The organism is Kitasatospora sp. NPDC023120, from assembly GCF_055560835.1.
In genome coordinates this window covers 245458-265582 of the sequence record NZ_JBVHHY010000004.1, presented here as the reverse complement: position 1 = coordinate 265582, position 20125 = coordinate 245458, and the positions used below count along the sequence as shown (strand labels likewise).

7 protein-coding genes are annotated in these 20125 nt (G+C 72.7%); all 7 read right to left on the bottom strand.

Annotated elements, in window-relative coordinates; all coding sequences use genetic code 11:
- Positions 1 to 43 precede the first annotated feature (43 nt).
- The 7 genes from ACZ3TI_RS08045 to ACZ3TI_RS08015 all read right to left on the bottom strand — a co-directional run bounded on the left by ACZ3TI_RS08045 (position 44) and on the right by ACZ3TI_RS08015 (position 20052).
- Entirely contained in the window at positions 44 to 15637 is a 15594-nt protein-coding gene (locus ACZ3TI_RS08045; RefSeq protein WP_465724626.1) for a scabin-related ADP-ribosyltransferase, read from the bottom strand.
- A gap of 98 nt (positions 15638 to 15735) precedes the next feature.
- Positions 15736 to 16035 (bottom strand): hypothetical protein, encoded by a 300-nt coding sequence (locus ACZ3TI_RS08040; protein ID WP_465724624.1) that lies wholly within the window; start codon positions 16033 to 16035, stop codon positions 15736 to 15738.
- Positions 16028 to 16495, bottom strand: a complete 468-nt coding sequence (locus ACZ3TI_RS08035; protein WP_465724622.1) for a YbaB/EbfC family nucleoid-associated protein — start codon at positions 16493 to 16495, stop codon at positions 16028 to 16030. Before ACZ3TI_RS08035 ends, ACZ3TI_RS08040 begins: the two co-directional genes overlap by 8 nt.
- A gap of 75 nt (positions 16496 to 16570) precedes the next feature.
- Positions 16571 to 18838, bottom strand: coding sequence for a hypothetical protein (locus ACZ3TI_RS08030; protein WP_465724620.1), 2268 nt, complete (start codon positions 18836 to 18838; stop codon positions 16571 to 16573).
- A gap of 31 nt (positions 18839 to 18869) precedes the next feature.
- The gene (locus ACZ3TI_RS08025) at positions 18870 to 19307 is read right to left on the bottom strand and encodes a hypothetical protein (protein ID WP_465724618.1); all 438 of its coding nucleotides are present in this window, start codon (positions 19305 to 19307) and stop codon (positions 18870 to 18872) included.
- A gap of 43 nt (positions 19308 to 19350) precedes the next feature.
- A complete protein-coding gene (locus tag ACZ3TI_RS08020) occupies positions 19351 to 19653 on the bottom strand; it encodes a hypothetical protein (RefSeq protein WP_465724616.1) in 303 nt (100 codons plus the stop codon).
- A 57-nt stretch (positions 19654 to 19710) separates the two neighbouring features.
- Complete coding sequence (locus tag ACZ3TI_RS08015; RefSeq protein WP_465724615.1) at positions 19711 to 20052, bottom strand: hypothetical protein; 342 nt, start codon at positions 20050 to 20052, stop codon at positions 19711 to 19713.
- Between the last annotated feature and the right edge of the window lie 73 nt (positions 20053 to 20125).

The following is a 20125-nucleotide window of genomic DNA, read 5'->3' as shown; positions in this document are numbered from 1 at the left end:
CGGGCGGCGTTCACCGGGTGGGGCGGGTCCCCGGCCGGCCGGTTCAGCCGGTGCTGCCGGTGAGGTCGGGCCGCGGGTCGCGCTTGAACCAGAGCGGGAGGGCGCTCAGCAGTTCAGGGGTGGGCTTCCACGCCAGGACGCCCTTCTTCATGTGCTTGTTCAGCTGGGTGACGAAGTCCTCCGCCGTTCCGGTGTAGGACGTGGCGAACCTCGTGACCTCCTCCGCCGTCTTCGGCCTGACCGCCCGGTTGACCACGTTCACGGCCTCGGCCTCGGCCGCCCGCGCCGCTTCCTCCGCGGCGCGCTGCGCCGCGGCCGCTTCCTCGGCCGCCCTGGCCTCGAGCCGCTCGGCCCAGGCGGACTCGCCGTCCTTCGAGGGGAAGTACTTGAAGGCGATGTCCTTCCCCTTGGGCACGTACGCGCTGGTGGAGTTGAGCCTGGTCGTCTGCGTCCAGCCGTACTCCAGGGGGCCCTCCACCTCGTCGCCGTTCCTCGTGGTGTACGTCCGGGTCTGGATCGACAGCGTCGACTTCTGCTTGGCGGCGATCGTGTACCCCACGTAGGCGCCGACCCCGGGGAACGCCTCCTGGAAGTCCTTGACGACGGCCTTGCAGCTCTCGCACGTGCCCCGGGAGGAGAGCACGGTGAGCACGCCCTCGGGCTGGGAGGGCGGTTCGGCGCCGGGCCGTGGGGTGGCCTTCTCCGGTGGCTTGCCGTGCGGCCTGCCCGGGGGGCGGGGCACCGGCGCGAAGCCCCAGTCCTGCATCTGCTGGAAGGCCTTCGCCAGCCCCTTCACCTCGGCGTCGTAGCGCTGCGTCCGCAGGCCGTTCTCGTTCGCCCACCGGGTGGCGGCCTCCAGCGACCGGCTGTCGTTGATGGCGTCGTCCCTGCCGTTGGTGACGGCCTCGGTCGTCTGCCAGCTCTTGTCGCCCTTCAGTTCCAGGCCGATGACGGCGTAGGTCTTGGTCACGTCGGTGCCGGCGAAGAGCGGGGCGAGGAGGGAGTCGTCCAGGACCAGCGTCGCCGCCTCCACCGAGTCGGGATCCGGTGCGGGGGTGTCCTGGACGGTCTCGTCGGCGTCGGCCTCGGCCTTCTCCTTGCCCTTCCCCTGCGTCGTCTCCTCCGGCTTCCCCTCCCCCTGCGCGTCGTTCGACTTCTGCTTGCCCGACAGCACCAGGTTGACCAGGTCGGACGTGACGGCCTCGGTGCTCCTGGCGCCGGTGGTGCCGGTGCCCTTGGGGTCGGTCTCTCCGAAGGACTGCGAGTCCTGTATCGGGGTCAGGTCCCCGCGCTTCCACGCGTCGATCTGCGCCCTGGTCGTCTCGTCGATCAGGGCGGCGGACTCGACGTCCGGCCGGCCCTCGCGGTTCGGGGCTCCGAAGAACTCCCACGGCGCGTGGTGCACCAGTGGTGCCCCCTGTCCGGGCACGGAGAGCGCGTCGCGCCAGTCCGCCAGGGTGACCGCGCGGTCGGGGAAGAGCAGCGGATCGATCACCCGGCCGCCTTCCGCCGTCTCGACCAGCACCGCGACGTGGTGGTTCCACCGGTAGTGCGGGTGGAGGCGCTCGTGCCCGGCCGCGGGACGGGCCCAGACCTTGGCGAGGTGTCGGCGGCCGATCCCGGGGTTCGCCGCATTGATGAGTTCGGACAGTGCGTGGGCCCGCAGTTCGCAGTCGTGGACGAGGTTCCCGCCCTCGGGGTCGTAGCGGCTCATCACCTCGGTGTGGAGCGCCTGGAACCGGTCGGCGGAGGGCAGCGCAACGTTCCGGCCGGCCAGGTCGTCGCGCCGCAGGGTCAGATCCTCGCGCCGGTTCTCCGTTGCGGGGTTCAGCAGACCCAGCAGCGCGTCGACCGCCCGCACCGAGTGGACCGGGCCGACGTTCTGGATGGCCGTCAGCACGTCGCGCTCGGCGGTGATCCGGTCGAGGACCGCGTTCGAGGCGTTGCCCGCCTCGGCCCTCCCCCACAACTCCGCGAGCAGGTCGGAACGGGTGTCCACGGTCCGCAGGAAGTCGCGGTAGTCCTCCGACGTGTAGGAGAGGTCACTGTCGGCATCGTCGTCCGAGGCCATCTCCTCGTCCGAGTCGGAGGGGTCGTTCGGCCGGATGCGCTTGCCCGAGCTCGGGCCCTCGCCCGGGTCCGAGCCCGAACCCGACTCCGAGTCGTCGTCGTGGATCCCGCCCTTGCGCCGGCGTCCGGTGAACGCCACCGCCTCGTCGTGTGCCGACAACTCCCGTTCGCGCGGTGGGGATCCGCCCGGGATCACGGCGTATCCCTCGGGCGCCGACGTCGAACGCGGCGGAAGGCTCGCGTCCACCGGCAGGTGGGCGCCGAGGGTGCGCACCACGGGCGGGGCTTCGGGGGACGCGTCCCGCGGAGCGCTCAGGCTCACCCAGCCGCCGCCCTCCACCAGGACGGGACGGCCGGAGCCGTCGAAGGCGACCTGCCGCCCGACCACCAGCGCTCCGGGGCCGTGCGGATCGCTACGGAACGGCCCCGAGACCGGGGGCGCGAACCAGGCCAGGCCGCTGGGGGCGTAGACCTCCAGGTCCAGGCCGGGAAGTCGACGGCGCAGCTCCCGCAGCACGCCAGCGGCGAACGACTGCGCGCCTTCGCGGGCCGACGAACAGGCCACCAGCTGGACGGGCTTGCGGCCGTCCCAGGTCCTTTGTTCGTGCAACGAGACGATCAGGTCGGCGACTTCGCCCTCGGTGACCCGGGTGCCCCGCCAGCGCGGGACGCCGTCGGTGCCGGTGTGCATCGCCACGGTGAGGAAGCGTTCGTCGCCCGGGAAGCGGTCCAGGGTGTCGGCCATCCGCTGCCGGGTCTGCTCGTCGACGCCCGGGTCGTCCAGCCGGTGGGCGCCCGAGGCCTCGTGGTGGACCAGTGCGGCACGCAGCTCGCCGCGGCGGTCGGTGACCGGCGGGCCCGCGGGCGGCGTGTGCTCGGTGGCCGGTCCGAAGTGCCCGGCGTCGGGCACCGGCGTCAGCTCGGACTGCGGCTGCTCGGGCTGCGGATGCTCGGACTGCGGATGCTCGGACTGCGGCTGCTCGGGCTGCGGATGCTCGGGCTGCGGCTGCTCGGGCTGCGGATGCGGCTGCTGCGGGGTGGGGGCGAAGGCGTCGGCCAGGCGGTTGAGCACCGGCGGCGCGTCGGACCGGCGCAGTTCCACCGTGAAGGCGTAGCCCTTCTTCGCCGCGAACGCGCGGAGCCTGTCGGCGATCTCCTCGGCGCGCTCGTGGGTGGGCAGGTGCCCGTCGCGCCTGGAGGGCGGCGCGTCGCCGTTGTCCCGGTGGCTGATGACGACGCGCCGCAGGTCGCCCCAGGACAGCGGGCCGTGGATCTGTGTCTCGAAGTAGCTGTTGGTGTCCATGCCCTTGGTGAGCATCCGCTCGCCGAAGGTCGGGTCGTACCGGAAGCCGGTCGCCTCGCCGAAGACCCGTTCGACCATGTCCCGTTCGCCCCACAGCAGCAGCGGCAGCAGGTGGGAGTCGGAGGTCACCGACAGGGCGCCCTTCTCCCGCGCCGTCCAGGAGTCGTTGGGGGTGTGGGTGACGCGGCCGCGGATGTCGTCGGACCAGTGCAGCGCGAACGCGCCGTAGCGCTGGGCCACGCTGAAGGGCTGCAGTTCGGAGACCAGTGCCCCGTACTTCGGCAGCTGGGCCCGGTCGCCCTTGGTGGGCGCGAACCGGCTGTCCTCGCTGCCGGTGTCCTGGAAGAGGTCGCGGGTGTCGTGGCTGCGGCGCAGGACGGGGGCGTAGCCGAAGTGCTCCTCCACGCCGCCGCGGCGCGAGGGGACGACCGCGGCCTGGGAGGCGCCGGTCTCCCAGGCGTTGCGGAACAGCCCCTGCTTGTCGGCCATCAGCTTGTCGAGCAGGGTCTTCGGCTTCCACCCCCAGCCGCCGAGGATCCCGCCGGACTTGCCGAAGGCGGTCCGGCGGTTGGCGTTGAGCGGCTGGTCGAAGTGGAAGTTGGTGGCGATGTACATGCCGGTGCGCATGTGCTGCTGGACCCGGTCGATCAGTTCGTCGACCGCCTGGGGGGTGTCGCGGGGGTACTTCGCCGCCCACGCCCACTCGCCGGTGGCGGCGGTCAGCTTCTCCGTGAGCAGGGCGCGGTCGCGCTGTTCGAAGGCCATCGCCTTGCGTTCGACCATGACCAGGGCGGCTGCCTGGGCGGGGTGCAGGGAGCTCCAGTCGATGCCGGCGTCGGTGAGGCGAGCGAGGAGTTCCGGCGTGTGCTCCCCCTCGGTCAGCGGGTGCTTGTGCGGGTCCTGCAGGTGCGCCACCAGGGCGAGGTCCCGTGCGCCGGGGACCATCCGCTGCTTGGACCGGGCGTCCAGCGCGTGGCGGTCGAGTTCGGCGTGGAGTTCGCGCACCTCCAGTTCCAGGGTGTCCAGGAGCCGCTGGTGGTGGGTCTCCTGCCACGTGCCCGGGGGCGGCGGCGTCTCGGTGCGCAGCTGGGTGATCCGCTGTTCGCGGGTCTGGGCGGCGGTGGCGAGGTCGCTGCCGTCGTGGTCGAGGAAGGTGGTGAAGTCCGAGCGCAGCTTCGCCTGGGCCCGGTCGATCCGCCGTTGCAGCGCGGCGCGCTCGACGCTGTCCTCGGGCAGGGCGTCGAGCCGCCCGCGCAGTTCGGCCAGCTCGCCCCACCCGGTCGGGAACGGGTCCTCGGCGTCCGGGCCGGGCATGCGCCGCGGGACGTCGAGCGGGTGGTCGGCCACGCGCATCGGCGCGCCGTCCGGCGGCGGGTTCCCGTCGTCGGCGTGCTCCTCGATCCGCACCACGGTGTGGTCGGCCGTCCGGCCCGTGGTGTCCTGCTCCACGGGGGTGATCTCGTCGCCGCCGTCGAGGATGGTGGGGGTGGTCTCGTGGACGGGGGGCTCGAGGACGGAGGGGTGCGGGACGACCCGGTCCAGCACCGGCGGCTGCCCGTGCAGGCGCAGGTCGACGGTGAAGTCGTAGCCGTGGTCCTCCCGGTGGGCGAGGAGGCGGTCGCGCATCCGCCGGGCGGCTTCCGCCGTGGGCAGTGGCCCGGTCCTCCGGTCGGCCGTCCGGCCTTCCGGCAGGTGCACGATGGTGACGCTGTGCAGGTCCTTCCAGTGCAGGTCGCCGTGGATCTGCGTCTCGAAGTACTCGTCGGTCTCCATGCCCTCGCGCAGCAGCCGCCGGCCGAACTCGACGTCGTACCGGAAGCCGGTGGCCTCGCCGAACACCCGCCGCACCATGAAGTCGGTGCCGTAGGTGAGCAGCGGCAGCAGGTGGGAGTCGGGGGTCACCGAGCGGGCGCCCATCGCGCCCGCGGACCAGGAGTCCTTCGGGGTGTGGGTGGCGCGGGCGCGGACGTCGTCCTTCCAGCGCATGACCGCGCTGCCGTAGCGCACCGCCACGCCGCGCGGCTGGAGTTCGGAGACCAGTGCCGCGTACTTCGGCAGCCGGGCCGCCTCCTGCTCGTCCGGGTGGAACGCGCTCTTGTCGGTCCCGGTGTCCTGGAAGTGGTTCCTGGTGGCCGGGTCGCGGCGCAGCGTGGCGGCGTAGCCGAAGTGCTCCTCCACGCCGCCGCGGCGGGAGTCGTCGACGGCCGCCTGGGAGGCGCGGGTCTGCCAGACGTTCTTGAAGGTCTGCGAGGGGTCCTCGATCATCAGGTCGAGGACGGTCTTGGGGGTCGGTTCCGGCTCGGGCCGGGAGGGGCGGGGGGCGCGGGTGGCTCCCGTCGGGCCCAGGGTGGTCCTGCGGTTGTCGTTGAGGGGCTTGTCGAGGAAGAAGTTGGTGGCGACGAACATGCCGGTGTGCATGTGGTCCTGGACGGTGGCGATGAGCTGGTCGAGGGCCTGCTCGCTGTCCCGGGGGTAGTTCCGTGCCCAGGACCAGCTGCCGGTGGCCTCGCGCAGCCGGTCCTTGAGTGCGGCGTGCTCGCGGGCGGCGAACTCCAGGCCCTTGCGTTCGGCCAGCACGAGGGCGGCCGCCTGGTCCTCGCCCAGGTTCCTCCAGAAGCCGAAGGGCCGACGGGGGTCGGTGGCCGTGAGGTGGTCGTACAGCGCGTGGTCCTGGGCGCTCCATTCCTGGGGCCGGTCGGCGTGCAGGACGACGTCGCGGCGCAGGTGTTCGACCATCTCCAGGTCGCGGGCGCCGGGCACCATGTCCTGGCGGGCGGTCGGCGCCGACGGGTCGTGCGGGAGGGTCTCGTCGCGCGGGTTGCGGACCAGTGGCATGGGGGCGCCGGGGATCCGCTCGGGGGTGCCGGTCTCCTGCGGGGCGGGCTGGATCTCGTCGTCGACGGTGTCGAGCAGGTGGGTGTCGTCCTGGTGCGTGAGGACGTGCTGGTCCGGGGTCTCGACGGTGGTGGGGTGGACGTCCTTGCCGGTGGGGTGGACGGTGATGAACTCGGGCCGGGGCCGGCCGGGTTCGTGGAGCAGGACGAGCTTGGTGCTGCCGTCCTGCTCCTTGGCGACGTAGGTCTTGCCGGTCGTCGCGTGGACGGTGCGTCCGGTGGCGTCGGCGATCTGCTGCAGGCCCTGGCGGTTGAGGCCCGCGTCGCAGGACTCCAGGACGATCGGCGCGTCCTCCGGCCGTGCGGACAGGCTCGGCCGGCGGCGCAGGACACCGCCGAAGTTCTCGTACGAGACGGACGTGTGGCCCTCCTTGCCGTCCGGGGTGCGGACGGCGACCTTCAGCCGGTCCGGGGAGCCGTGCAGGTTCGCGAAGTACGGCTTGGTGTTCGGGTCCCAGGGGACCTGCACGTCGGCGTCGTCGCCGTCGCGTTCGCCGGGCTTGTTCTCGCCCCGCCCGTAGGCCTCCCAGTCGAAGCCGCCGTCCGGGCGGACGGCGTTCTTCGGCACGAAGCCCAGGTTGGTGACCTGGTGTTCGGCGGTCGTCCGCTCGGAGGGGAAGTTCAGGTGCGTCTCGCTGCGCAGCGCGAAGTCGGCCGTGGTGTGGAAGGAGCGTCCGACCTTCTCGCCGTTCGCTCCGACGATCGCGTTGGTCACCAACCGGCTGTCGGTGGCGGGCTGGTGCTCGTCGGTGCCGTTGTCGTGGTCGGTGTCGCGGCCGTGGTCGGTGTCGTGGTCGGTGTCGTTGTCGTGGATGGTGGCGTTCGCCAGCGTGAGGCCGAGGCCGCCGACGCCGTCGTCGTCCCCGTGGTCGTCCTGGCCCCAGTGGTCGCCCTGGCCCCGGTCCTGTTCGTACTGGTCGTGCTGCTCCTGGGAGGCGAAGCGGTGGTCCGGGCGGTAGCCGGGGTTGGGGACGAAGGTCACCGGGTGCTCGTACCAGTGGACGCCCGGGTTCTGCTCGTCGTGCAGCAGCGTGACGTCGGCGACGATCTCGACGCCGACGACGAACTCGGGGCGGATGCCGCCGGGGAAGGCGACCTCCTGTTCGGCGTCGGCGAGTTGGCGGTGCGGGAGGGTGGCGCGCACGTCGATCCCGCCGGGGGCGTCGATCAGGTAGCGGTAGGCGGTGCCCCAGCCGGGGCTCTGGTGGGTCGCCGAGCGGGTGGTGCTGACGAACACCGAGGCGGGGTTGTCGACGAGGTACGTCTCCAGCGGCACGTACGTGTCCTCGCCCCGGGGCACGAACCCTTCCGTGAACACGTCGAGGTAGTGCCGGGTGCCGTTCTCCCACCGGTACAGCAGGCTGAAGTCCGTGCGCCAGAGCACCGGGGTCACCGGTGCGGCGCCCCCGGCGTCGGAGTCGGAGTCGGAGGTGTCCGGGGCCTCCTCGGTGGCCAGCTGCGAGTCGAGGTCGGCGAAGATCCGGTCGCGGTCGAACCCCGTGACCGAGGCGTCCCAGGGGGCTCCCTCCTCGGGGTGCCAGGGGCCGACCCCCAGCTCGGGGTGCTCCGGGCGGGGCACGAACGGCTGCCCGGCCCAGCCGGCCTGGTAGTCGACCATGACGTGCTGCGTCCAGAGCGCGTCGACGGTCTGCCGGTCCAGCTCGAACCCCTGTGCCTGCTCGAAGGGTTCGCCGCCGTCCTGCTCGTGCTGCAGCTCCTGCTCGTGCTGTGACTCCGGCACGTGCGCGTGCTCGTGCTGCGGCCAGGAGCCGACCGAGTCGGTGTCGCTGCTGCTGTCACTGTCACTGTCGCTGTCGCTGTCGAGGATGTTCGGGAGGTGCTCCGGCGCCGGGTGCGCGGGTTCCTGCGGCGGCACCTCGTCGGGCTGCGGGGCGGGCTGGAGCGGCGGGGGTTCGGGGGTCGGCTGGGGCGGGGCCTGGGAGGGTTGGTGGACGACCGTGGCCGACCCGCTGTCGCCGCCGGTCTGGGAGTCGGTCTGGGAGTCGGCCTGGGGGTCGGGCTGTTCGAGGAGTCGTTCGACCGCGCTGCGGAACTGGTCGTTGCCGTCGGCGTTCAGGGCGAGGTGCCAGGACTGCAGGTACTGGTGGACGTCGCCGGCCGGGTCGTCCAGGCCGTGCAGGAACGCGGTGAGGGCCGCGGTGTTCCCGGTGCCGAGTGCCTGCGAGGCCGTGCCGATCTGCTGTCCTCCCGATGACGGGGTGCCGTTCGGGGTCAGCGTCCACGGCCGGGTCTCGCTGTCCGGGCGGGCTGAGATGCCGGGGGTGGCGAGGCTGAGGATCTCGTGCCAGGTGTTGGCGCCCTCGGTGACGACGAGTGTCGAGTACTGCTCGAACAGCTCCATCACCGCCGGCTCGACGCGTCCCAGCCGCAGGCGGTGCACGCCCCCGTCGCCGGTCGCGGCGGCGATGCCCTGGAGGCCGGCGAGCAGCTCGGCGTGGGTCTGGCGTTCGTTCGGCTCGGCGCCGAGCAGGACCACGACCGCCGGGCGGGACTGGTCCGGGAGCGCCCGCAGGGCGGCTTCCATCCGGGTGGCCATGTCGCGGTGGCGGACGGTGCCGTCGCCGATCTGCCCGTAGTAGGCGGTGACCAGCCGGATCTCGTCGGCGCGGGCGCGTCGCAGGAGGTCGGCGACCAGGTCCGGGACCTGGTCGTCGGCGCCGGTGACGTCGGGCCAGTGGTCGCGGACGTGGCCCTGGAGGTCCTCCGGTACGGGCTGCGGGCGGAAGGGGTAGGTGACGGTGCCGCCCTGGTCCGGCCAGAGCTCCTCCAGGAGCTCGTCCCCGCGGCGGATCTGCCGGGGGTGGCTCTCCCAGAGGAAGGGCTGCAGGACCAGGGCGTCCGGGTCCTGCTCCCCGGTCATCTCGCGGAGGGAGGGGGCCAGGTGGTCCTTGAAGTAGGTGGTGGTGTCCGCGTGGTGCGGCGCGTCCAGGGCGGCGAAGACGGTCAGGGTCCGGCCCTGTCCGGAGGACTGGGCGCCGGCCGTCAGGAGGTCGGAGGTCAGGTGCTGGGCGGGGTGGATCGGCCGGTCGCGGTTGTCCTCCTTCTTGACGGAGTTCGGGAAGTCGGTCTGGATCTGCGGATGCTCGCCCAGGTAGCGGTTGCGCACGTTCTGGGACGCCCCGCCGGCGGTCAGCCATGCCTCCTCGGGGGTCGCCCCGGTCCAGGCGAAGTACTTCCAGTACGTCTCCAGGTCGGTGACGAGCCGTTGCTCGTTCGCCTTGTACGCGACGTCCAGCCGGCTGCCCGTCGGGTGGGCGGTCACCCGCAGCCCCTGGTAGACGCCCGTCCACGGGGCGTGGAACAGGTCGTGGGAGTGCCGGGGGTGCCCGATATCGGTGGACCGGCCGAGCCGTTCGGCGTAGAACAGCGCCTTGCCGCGGGCGAAGGTCAGGTGGACCTCGCCGGAGTAGCCGATCCTGGCCAGCCCCTCCATCACCCTCAGGAAGGCGACCTGGTGGCCGCTGCCGGGCGAGCCCGGGTCGATCAGGCTGATCCGCGGGTAGCGCTGGGTCAGTCGCTGCCCGAGGACGAGGTCCGTCGGGGAGACGGTGGGCGTCTCGCCGGTGTGCGGCGGCAGGGCGGCGAGGTGCTGTTCGTCCTCGGTGCGGTGCTGCTGCCGGATCTCCTGGGCCGGTCCGTGGGAGGGCACCGGCACGACGGGCGCGACGATGCCGGCGCCCGCACCGCCCGGCGGCGGGGGCGGCGGACCGCCCTGCAGTGGCGGGGGCGGCGGAGGGGGTCCGGGCGAGGCGGCCGGGGAGTGGACCGGCGCCGGGGCGCCGGCGGCGTGCGGGGCGCCGGCGGCGTGCGGGGCGCCGGCGGCGTGCGGGGCGTCGACCGCCTCCGGGTGGGACTGGTGCTGACCGTAGGTCAGGTCGCGCAGGACCGGGCCCGAACGCAGGACCTCCTCGATGCGCTGCAGGTGCCGGGGCAGCACCGTGAAGTCGTCCCGGTGGGCCGAGGCGCCCATCACGCCGTTCTCGCCGGCCCACATGTCGCGGCGGCGCAGCGCGAAGGCGTCGCCCGGCTTCGTCACGGGTTCGACGTACTCGTCGGGGAGGCCGAGGAAGTGCAGCAGTTCGTGGAGCAGCACGCCGGGCGGGCTCTGGTCGTACCAGTGGAGCTGGTCGCTGCGTTCGCCGCCGGGCAGCACGGTGACGGTGCGGTGCGCGCCGGCCGCGTCCGTCGTGCCCTCGACCCGCAGGTGGACCTGGTCCCCGCCGGGCAGGTGGAAGCGTTCGTTGAACCGGTCGCCGACCACGTCCCGGGCCCGGTCGAGCATCCGGGTGGCCTCGTGTGCGGGCAGCGGGCGGCCGTCCGGCCCCTGCAGGTGCAGGCGCAGGGTGAACTCGGTGACCCAGTGCCCGGGGCGGACCTCGAAGCGCCGCGCGTCGTAGCTGATCGTGGTGTCGGCGCCGTGCAGCCCGCCGAGGCTGAGCTGCCGGGCCTCGTACTGGTCGCGCACGCCGGGCCCTGCGATGGATCCCGGACCGGCCTGGCCGCGCACGCGGGGGTCGAAGCGCACCGTCTCCATCCGGGCGGTCGGCGCGAGCGTGCGGATGTCGGCCCAGGACGAGGCGGGCAGCAGCGCGCCCGGGGTGACGGGCGGCACGGCCGGGGCTTCGGCGGCCGGGGCTTCGGCGGCCGGGGGCACGACGGTGGTGAGCGGCGGGGCGTCGCCGGTGTCCCGTTCACCGTCCGGCGGCGGGGACTTCGCGGGCTCGCGCCGCGCCACCGGCTGGTCGGCCTGCGGGGCGGCGGGCCGGGCGGCCGGGGTGAGCGGCCCGGACGCGGGGGCCGGCTCGTCCTCCTGGACGGGCTTGTGCTCGTCCTCGGTGGTCGGCTCGGGCTCGTCCTCGTGTACGGGCTTGGGCCCGTGCTCGGGTTCGGCGGGCTGCTTGTCCGCGGGCGGGCGGCCGAAGACGTTCTCGTTGGCCGCCTCGTGGCCGCGCCAGCGTTCGCCGTCCAGGTCCTGCGGCCCCCAGTGGTCCTTGTAGGCGTCGAAGAACTCGCCGCCGTAGCGGGTCTTGAGTTCCTGGACCGCTTCCTGCGGCACCCGGCGGCCCTCGGCGAGGCGGTCGTAGCCGGCGGCGGCGCGCTCGCGGGCGGGCAGGACGGCGCGTTCGAAGGCCACGTGCTCCTCCAGGCCCTCGGTCAGCCGCTCGCGCTCGCGGCGCCACCGCTCCAGGTGCTGGGGCAGGCCGGTCTTGGGGGCGGCGTCCGCGTCGCGCAGCAGGGTGCGGAAGTTGTCCTCGAACGCGGCGCGGATCCGCTCGGTGTAGCCCTCGCGCACGCGCCGGGCCGCGGCGGAGGCCGGCGGTTCGGAGCCGTCGGTGCGGCCGCCGCGCGCCGGGCGTCCCAGGGCCGTCTCGACGGAAGCCGCCGATTCGGTCCGCTGTCCGGGGGCGTCGGGGCCTGCCAGGTCGTGCGGGACCTTGGCGCGGGCGGTGTCCTCGGCGGCGCGCAGCGCCTCCTCCCGGGCGCCGTGCAGGGCCAGCAGGCGGTTGGCCTCGGCCGGGGAGGTCAGCCGGTCCAGTTCCGTCTTGAGCCGGGCCGGGTCGCGGTCGGCGGCGGTGTGCTCGGTGACCAGGCGGTCGGTGCGGCGGGCGAGGTCGGCGCGGGCGGCGGCCACCGCGCGCGGTGACGGGCCGTCGGCCAGGCCGAGTTCCCGCAGCGCTTCGGGGCCGAACTGCTCGGGAGCACTGGTCTTCCACGCCGCGGCCGCGTCGTCCACGGCGTCGACGGAGCGCTTGAGCACGGTCTCGCGGACCGCCTGGACGGTGAAGTCGTGGGACAGCCCGCTCTTGTGGCTCTCGAAGACGTCCCGGAAGTCGGCTTCGAGCCGGTCCCTTCCCCGGCGGGTGGAGTCGACGGCGGCGAGGTCCTCGCCGTTCTCGTCCTCGATCACCAGGAACGTGTCCTCGTCCCGGCGGCCGGTGCCCGGCTCGGTGTCGTCGACGTGCAGGGCCGTGCGGTCCTGGTAGCCGCCGTGGAACTCGGTGATCCGCTCCCGCAGGGCCTCGGCGACCTGGTCGCGGGCCTCGTCGGACACCCGGGCGTCCTTCGGCACGCCGACGGCGTCCAGCAGCGCGCGGTCCGCCTCGGAGAGGTTCTCCCGCTTCCAGTCGGCGTGGGCGTCGTCCACCGCCCGCTCGATCCGCTCGGTCTGCGTGGCGCGGGCCTGCCGGACGTCCAGGTCTCCGGCGGCGCGGCGCAGCCGGTGTTCCAGCGCCCGGGTGGCCAGGGCGTTGCGTTCGGGGGTGAGGTCGGCGTGGGTGGCGTACAGCTGGGCGATGTCGCGTTCGGCGTCGGAGCGGAAGCGTTCGGAGGCCTCGCGGCGGATTTCCGCGCGGGAGTGGTCGCCGCCGGTGGCCGCCGGGTCGAGGCCGCGTTCGGTCAGCAGGTGGTCGAAGCGGCTGACGGCGATCCCGAGGGCGAGTTCGCGGGCGCCGGCCAGTTCCAGGCGGTCGGCGGCGCCGGCGAGGATCTCCTGCCGCTCGTGCGGGCGGGCCTCGATGTCGCTCTGCAGGTCGGCGACGGTGCGGCGCCACGCCTCGGTGCCCGGGCCGGTGAGGGTGCGCAGCTCCCGGGGCAGGTCGGCGTGGCCCTCGATCAGGTGTTCCTCGATCTCGCCGTGCAGGGCTTCCTTCGCCTCGGCCTCGGCGAGCACGGCGTCGTGCCGCTCGGCGAGGTCCTGCTGCTTGTCCTGCCAGGAGGTGCGCCGCTCGTCGCCGGCGGGCACCTTGGCGTGCTCGGGCGCGTCGACCCGGTGGTAGAGGCGGCCGGAGGGCGTGTGGGAGGTGACGGGGCCGTTCGGGTCGGTGGGGCCGTTCGGGTCGTTCGGGTCGGTGGGGCCGTCGGGCTTCGGGTCGCGGGGCGGGGTGGTGGGCGGCACCGGGAGCTGCGGGTCAGGGCCCTTCGGATCCGGGCCCTTGGAGTCCGGGCCCTTGGAGTCCGGGCCCTCGGAGTCCGGGCCCTTCTGGCCGGGGCCCGGCAGGTCCGGGGTCTTCTGGTCGGGGACCTTCGAGGCCGCGCCCGGCGCGTCCGGGGTCTTCGGGTCCGGGTGGCCGGGGGTGGCCGGCGCGGTGGTGTCGCTGGGGCCGCCGGTGCTGGTGCGCACCGGCGGCGGCACCTGGGCCGTGCTCCGGTCGCCGTCGTTCGCGTGCGGCTGCGGCTGCGGCTGCGGCTGCGGCTTCACGCTGCCGTTCCGGCCGTTCGTGTCGGCGGACGTGGTGGCGGTGTTGCCGCGTTCCCCGCCGTTCGCCGGGTTCCCGGCGCCGTGGTTCCCGCTGCCCTGGTCCCCGGTCCTGGGGGTGCCGGCGCCGTGGTTCTCGGCTCCGGTGTTCTCGGGCCCGCCGCCCGTACGGGGCCTGGGCACGGGCGGGGTGACGGTGGTGTCCGACTTGCCCGGTGTCGTCGTGGACGTCGGCGGGCCTGCGGCGGTGGTCCGCTCGTCGCCCCGGGACTGCGTCTCGACCGGCCGCGTGGGGGCCTTCGGGTCCCATCCGCCGTCGACGGAGGAGTTGAAGCCGGTCTTGCCCTTGGGGTCGGCGAGGACGCCGTCGCCGTTGTCCGCCGGGTGGTGGTTCCAGGCCCCGAGGAGTGACGAGCCGGACGTCGAGGCGCCGTCGGACCTGACCGGGGCGCCGTCGCCGCCCGCCGGTCGCGTCCCGGCGATCTGGTCGATGTGCCCGGGCCGGGGCACCGGGAACGGCGCCGAGTGGCCGCCCATATTGCTGATCACCGACAGGAAGGTCAGCGGGTGGGTCTTGCCGTAGAACCCGCCGTTCTCCTCGGTGATCCGGGAGCTCTGCAGGCCGCGGACGAAGTCCGCGTACCGCAGGGTCAGCGGCGAGGCGAGCCCCGTGATCATGTGCCGCATCCCGGCCATCATGAAGCCGCCGACGAAGCTCATCCCGCTGGCTTGCCACTCGCCGTTGTAGATCGTGTTGTAGATGCCCTCGGTGAGGTACTGGTTGATGCCCGACTCGAACTGGCTGCCCAGGACGTGCCCGAGGTGGAACATCTTGTTCATGTTGTTGACGCCGCCCGCGAGTTCGGGCATCTTCTCGACGAGCAGCTTGAGCTCGGGCGTGAGCGCGACCCGGCCGCCGTCCTTGGCGAGGTTCTCCAGGGTCTCCTTGAGCGCTTCCTTGCTGCTCTCCTTCATCACCGTCTTGAGCGAGTGCTCGGCGAACTGCCGCCCGATGTGCTCGCCCATCTCCCGGGCGAACTTGGCGCCCAGTTCCTGGCCGAGTTCCTTCTCGAAGAGTTCTCCGAGCTGGCGCACGAACTTCTCGCCGGTCGCGGCGCCGACCTTGCGTCCGGCCTTGAAGCCCTTGGACAGGTACTGGGCGTTCTCCTTCAGGAGCGTGGTGATGCCGTTGGCGAACCGTTCGGCCGCCTCGTTGCCGAGCAGGTGGCCCAGGCCCTCGCCGCCCTCCTTGGCGCCCGCCTTGACGGCCCCTTCCCCGAGCTCCTTGACGCCCGACTTGAGGGCTCCGCCCACCACGCCCCCGGCCAGTTCCTTGGCCGTGCCCTTGAGGACGCCCTCCCCGAGGTCCTTGCCCGCCCCCTTGAGGGTTCCCCCGGCCAGCCCCTTGATGACGTCGTTGAGCGCGCTCTCCACGAACAGCTTGCTCAGACGGGGGCCGAGCAGCTTGCCCAGGCCCAGGCCCAGCAGGCTGAGCGGCCCGCCGATCGCGCCGCTGAGCGCGCCGAAGATGGCCGCCTGCTTGGTGAGGTCCTTGTCCCACTCGTGCCGGTCGCCGTGGTCGAACTGGATGCCCTGGATGATCGCGTCCAGCATCAGGCCGCCGACGACGCCGCCGAAGGTGTGCATGGCGATCAGCTGGACGAGCTTCTTCAGCAGCTGGAGGAGGAACTGGCGCGTCAGGAGCTTCTTGATCTCCAGTTCCACCAGGGAGGCGCCGCCGGTGAAGACGGACCAGGCGATGGCGAAGGCGATCTCGACGAGCAACTGGACGAGCTGACCGATCGCCATCCACTTGGTGTACTCGACGGTGTTGGCGACCTTGCCGGCCAACTCGGCCAGCTGGGTGCAGAGTTCGCCGGCCTTGCACAGGGGGTCGTCGGTCGGGTCCTGGCTGATGAACCGCCCCCACTCCCTCCTGAAGGCCTTGGCGGCCTCGCCCTCGATCCGCTTGTCGCAGGTCTGCACCGCGTCGAGGATGTACCCGCTCAGCTTCGGCAGGTCCTCGGCCAGCGCGACGTAGTCGTCCCGGACGTCCCGCAGCAGCCCCTCGTCGGACTCCGGCCAGGGCATGCCGCTGATGATGTGGAAGAACTGCGCCACGCCCGGGGAGACGTGGATGGACGAGTGGGACATGGCGCAGGGGCCTCCGGGGGCGGGGCTGGTGGTACGAGGGGTGCGGGGGCCGGCGGAGCGGGCGGGCGGGACCGGGGTCGGGTCCTACCGGAGGCGGTTCACACCAGAGCGCGGCCGTGGTCGTCGGCGGAGTCGAGGAGGTCGGCGGTGCCCTGGCCGTGGGCGGACATCGCCTTCAGCTTGTTGCGGATCTGCGTGGTCAGCCCGGTGAGGTCCGCGGTGGGCTTGTCGATCTTCTCGTGGTACTGCTTGCCGATGTCGTCGCCGCCGCCGGCCTTGACGTTCTTCTTGTTGATGTCCTCCACCTCGGTGTTGATCTTCTCGACCAGGGCGGCGACGTCGTCGAAGTTGGCGAACGCCTGCTTGAGGCCCTCCTCCTTGCGCAGCGTCCTAGCCATTGAACTCCTCCTGCCTGCGGGACTTGGCGCTCCGGTCGGCGCCGGGGCGCATCGCGGTGAGCGGGGCGAGCAGCGCGTCCAGGTCCAGCCCGCCGCCGGCCCCGAACAGGTCCTCGTCGCCGCGCTCGCCGGTGAAGTCCATCCGCAGCGTCTCGCCGACGCCCTCGAAGGTGCGCATCTCGGCCGCGATCCGCTCGCCCATCCGGGCCTTGGCCTCGTTGAGGACGTCCTTCAGCACGGCGCTCAACTCGGCCGGTGCCATGGACTGGTAGGCGGTGGTGTGGAAGCTCAGCGCGAGCAGCTCGCCCTGGGGGCCGACCTTCGCGGTGACCATCCGGTCCTTGCTCGTCGCCTCGGCGGTCATCGCCTGCATCCTGCGCGTCGACTCGGCCAGCCTCTCCTTCTGCTCCGCCAACGAGGCCAGGGCCCGGTCCAGTTGGTCCTCGAACGAGTACGACATGCCTTCTCCGTGTCCTTTCCCGGGGGCGGCGTCCTTCCCGGGACGCCGCCCCTGCCTGCCGGTGGTGCCCGCCGTTCAGCGGCCGATCACCCCGTTGACCGCACCGGTCTCGGTGCCCCACACCTCTTCGTCCTCGGCCAGCCAGGTGGTCCGCTGACGGTCCTTCTCGCCCTGGCCCGCGCCCATGCCGCCGCCCATCGGCGGCATCATCGGCATCCCGCCGCTGGTGGACACCGACCGGCCGCGCATCGCGGCCTGCTCCTCGGCGGCCATCGCGGCGGCCTTCTGCGTCGCGGCCTTCTCCGCGGCGGCGGCTTCGGCGGCCGCGGCGGCCGCCGTCCTGCCGCCCGGGGCGAGGCCGCCGCTGTTCTTGATGGCCTGCGGGCTCAGTCCGCCGCCGGAGCCGACCAGCTTGGGCAGCGAGCCGCCGGACGGGATGCCGCCGGAGCCGAGCGACCCCCCGGCCCCGCCGAGCAGGCCGGTGTAGGAGCCCAGCCCTGCGGAGCCGGAGTCCGAGCCCCCGCCGGAGCCGTAGTCGCCGAAGGAGGAGCCGAGGTCCAGCTTCCAGTCGGACCCGGTGGACGGCGGGCGGATGCCGCCGCCGGCGCCGCTCCCGCCGCCGCCTGCCCCGCTGCTGCCGATCATCGCGTCGATGGCGTGCTGCCGGTCGGTGTAGCGCTGGGAGATGTCGGAGATCGGGCGGCCGGTGGAGTCCAGCAGCGTTCCGTCGTCGGCGATGGAGCCACCCTTGGGCAGCACCACGGGGTTGCCGTCGCGGTCCAGCACCTCCTTGTCGTCGGGGCCGATGACCGTCCCGTCCTCGCGGACCCTGGAGCCCCGGGGCACCTTGGCGTTCTGCCCGTAGATGCCGCCGCCGGTGCCCGGCGGGACGTCCGAGCCCGGCGGGACGACGACCGGTTTGCCGTCCTTGCCGATCACCTTCTGGCCGTTGGCGTCGTACACCTGGCCGTCCTTGCCGATGTAGCCGCCCGGGGGCAGCAGCACCGGCTTCTTGTTGGCGTCCAGGACGGGCTTGTGGTCCTTGTCGAGGATGGGCGTGCCGGCGCCGTCGCCCCCGATGCCGCTGCCCGCGCCGGGCCCGAGGACCGGGGGCGGCGGCGGCAGGTGGGTCTTGGGGCCGCCTCCCTTGCCGGTGCCACCGCCGGCACCGCCACCGGCGCCGCCGCCGAGGTCGACCTTGTTGCCGGCACCGTCGCCACCGCCACCGCCGCTGCCGCCGCCCAGGTCGATGTTGCCGTCCTTGCCGTCGCCCTTGCCGTCGCCCTTGCCGCCGGTGCCGTCGCCCGCGCCCGGCGGCGCCGCGGTGGGCAGGTCCAGGCTCGCGTTGCGGTACGCGAAGGGGAAGTCGGCGTCCAGCTTGGAGTAGGCCGCCTCCAGGGCGCGCATCGGGTCGGGGTCCGAGATCTGCTGCTCGTTCGCGATGTGGATGTAGTGCCGGTCGTCGAGGTGCCTCTTGACGTTGGCCAGCCAGATGCCCTTGGCCTTGATCTCCAGCTGGTCGTAGAAGCCCTGCTCCCGGGGGTCGCCGAGGGGGGTGCTGATCGACTTGATGCTGTGGGCGTCGGAGTTGAGCTCCGGCACCACTCCGGCCAGGGCCTCCGACAGGGCTTGGTAGATGGCGTGGGAGGGCCACACCGTCCCGCCGTCGTACCACTGCTGGTGGACGTCCTTGAGCCCGCCGACCGTGTGCTCGATCTGGTCGGCGGCCGCATAGAGGTCGGCCTCGTACGGGTTGTTGTCCAGCTGGAGGCGGATCGTCTCCATCTCCAGCGCGTACCGCTTGAGCAGCAGCTTGAACTCCCCGGCCGCGTCCCCCTGCCACGCGCTGTCCGAGCCGTTGATCTTCTCCGCCCAGCCCTGCACCCGCGGGTACCAGGTGTTCAGCCACGCCCGTACGTTCGCGATGCCGCCCGCCCCGTAGCGCAGGCTCGCGGGGTTGACCGTGTCGTTGCCGGGGCCGCCCCGCCCCAGGGGCGCGAAGATCTCCTCGTGCTGGTGGATGAACTGGGACAGCGGCTTGTCCCGGTCGTTGCCCCAGTCCGTGTAGTTGACACTCAGCGTGATCCGGATGTGGTGGTGGATGTTCTGGTGCACGTAGTTCCACGCCCACCACACGTCGGGGGTGCCCATCCCCGAGACCCCGCCCTGGTTCGTCGTGCCGTTGTAGAAGCTGCTCGTGTCGACGACCAGCTTGTCGATCGGGCGCAGCCAGGGCTTGTCCTTGGAGGGCCCCGCGACCTGCTCCCTGGTGACGATCTTGGCGGAGCGCTGCGCCTCGGACGCGAAGAAGCCGAGGACGTCCTCCCAGTTCATGTCCGGCATGGGGGTCCATCTCTCCGTACCTGTAGTGCTGTCAACTCGGGTTCGCGCCGCCGGCCTTGGGAGTGGCGGCCGTCGACACCTTGGTGAGGACGTCCATCATCTCGGCGGCCGTCATGGCCTCCTCGTGGGCGGAGGCCATCAGCGTCAGCGCCAGCCGGATCCTCAGCTGGGCCTCGGTCATCTGGGTGCCGAGGGTCTTGAGGTCGGTGGCGACACCCGTGGCCAGGCTCGTGAAGTCGGTCCTGACCTTGCCCGCGACGGGCATCACCTGGTCGGTGCTGTGGCCCACCAGCAGGGCGGTGAAGTCCCCGCCGCCGTCCCCGCCGAAGGACGACATGGTCTTGAAGCCGGGGTCGTTCTTCAGGACCTTCAGGTAGTTGCCGAGCTGGGTGCCGGCGAAGTACTCGAGGTCGTCGTGCTCGACGCTGAGGGTGTGGTTGTAGTCGACGTTCTCCGGCGGGGTGCTCACCGTGTCCGCCCCTTCCGCCGGCCGACGGCCCGCTGCGGCGTCGTCACGAGCTGACGCCCGCGGCGGCACGGGTGTCGGCGTCGCGCAGCAGGCCGTGCATGGTGCGCAGGGTGTTGGCGGCCGCGGTGATGTCCTTGGTCATCTCCGACTCCTGGAGGTCGAGCATCTTGCGGAACTCGCTGGCGGCGGTGGCGAGCTGGCCCTGGAGCTGGGTCTCGGCGCTCTGGAGCGCGGACCTGAGGTTCTCCATGGCGTCGTGCATGCTGGTGCCGGACGCGGTCAGGGCGTCGGCCGCCTCGTCGATGTTGGCGTGGTTGAGCAAGAGGTGTTCGAGGTTCCCGGCCATCGTCTGCCTTTCGGTCGGTGGTGCGGTCGGTGGTGCGGTCGGGTGGTGCGGTCGGTGTTACTTGGGGTTCAGGCCGTTGCTGATGTCCAGGCTGAGGCTGGACGGGCTCGTGCCGTTGACGATGTCCAGGGCCTCGCTGTGGGCGGTGGTGATGGTCCGGTGCCCGGAGGCGAAGTTCTCCTGGAAGGTGTCGTAGGAGGTCCGGAGCTGCTGGTAGCGCGTCGTCCAGTCGTTGATCTTCTGCTGGTAGGCGGTGCTGCAGGCGGCCTGGAAGTGCTCGTGGACCTCGGTGTTGATGTCCTCGATGTTCGTGCAGGCCCTGAGCATCGTGTCGATGTGGCCTTGCAGGGTCGCCAGGACGCTGCGGACGACCGCGTCCTCCGTCTGCAGGATGTTCACCACAGGGGGGGCTCCTCTCCGTCGGTCCCGGCAGCGGATGCCGGGGGTTCATTCAGGTCAACGGCACCGTGTC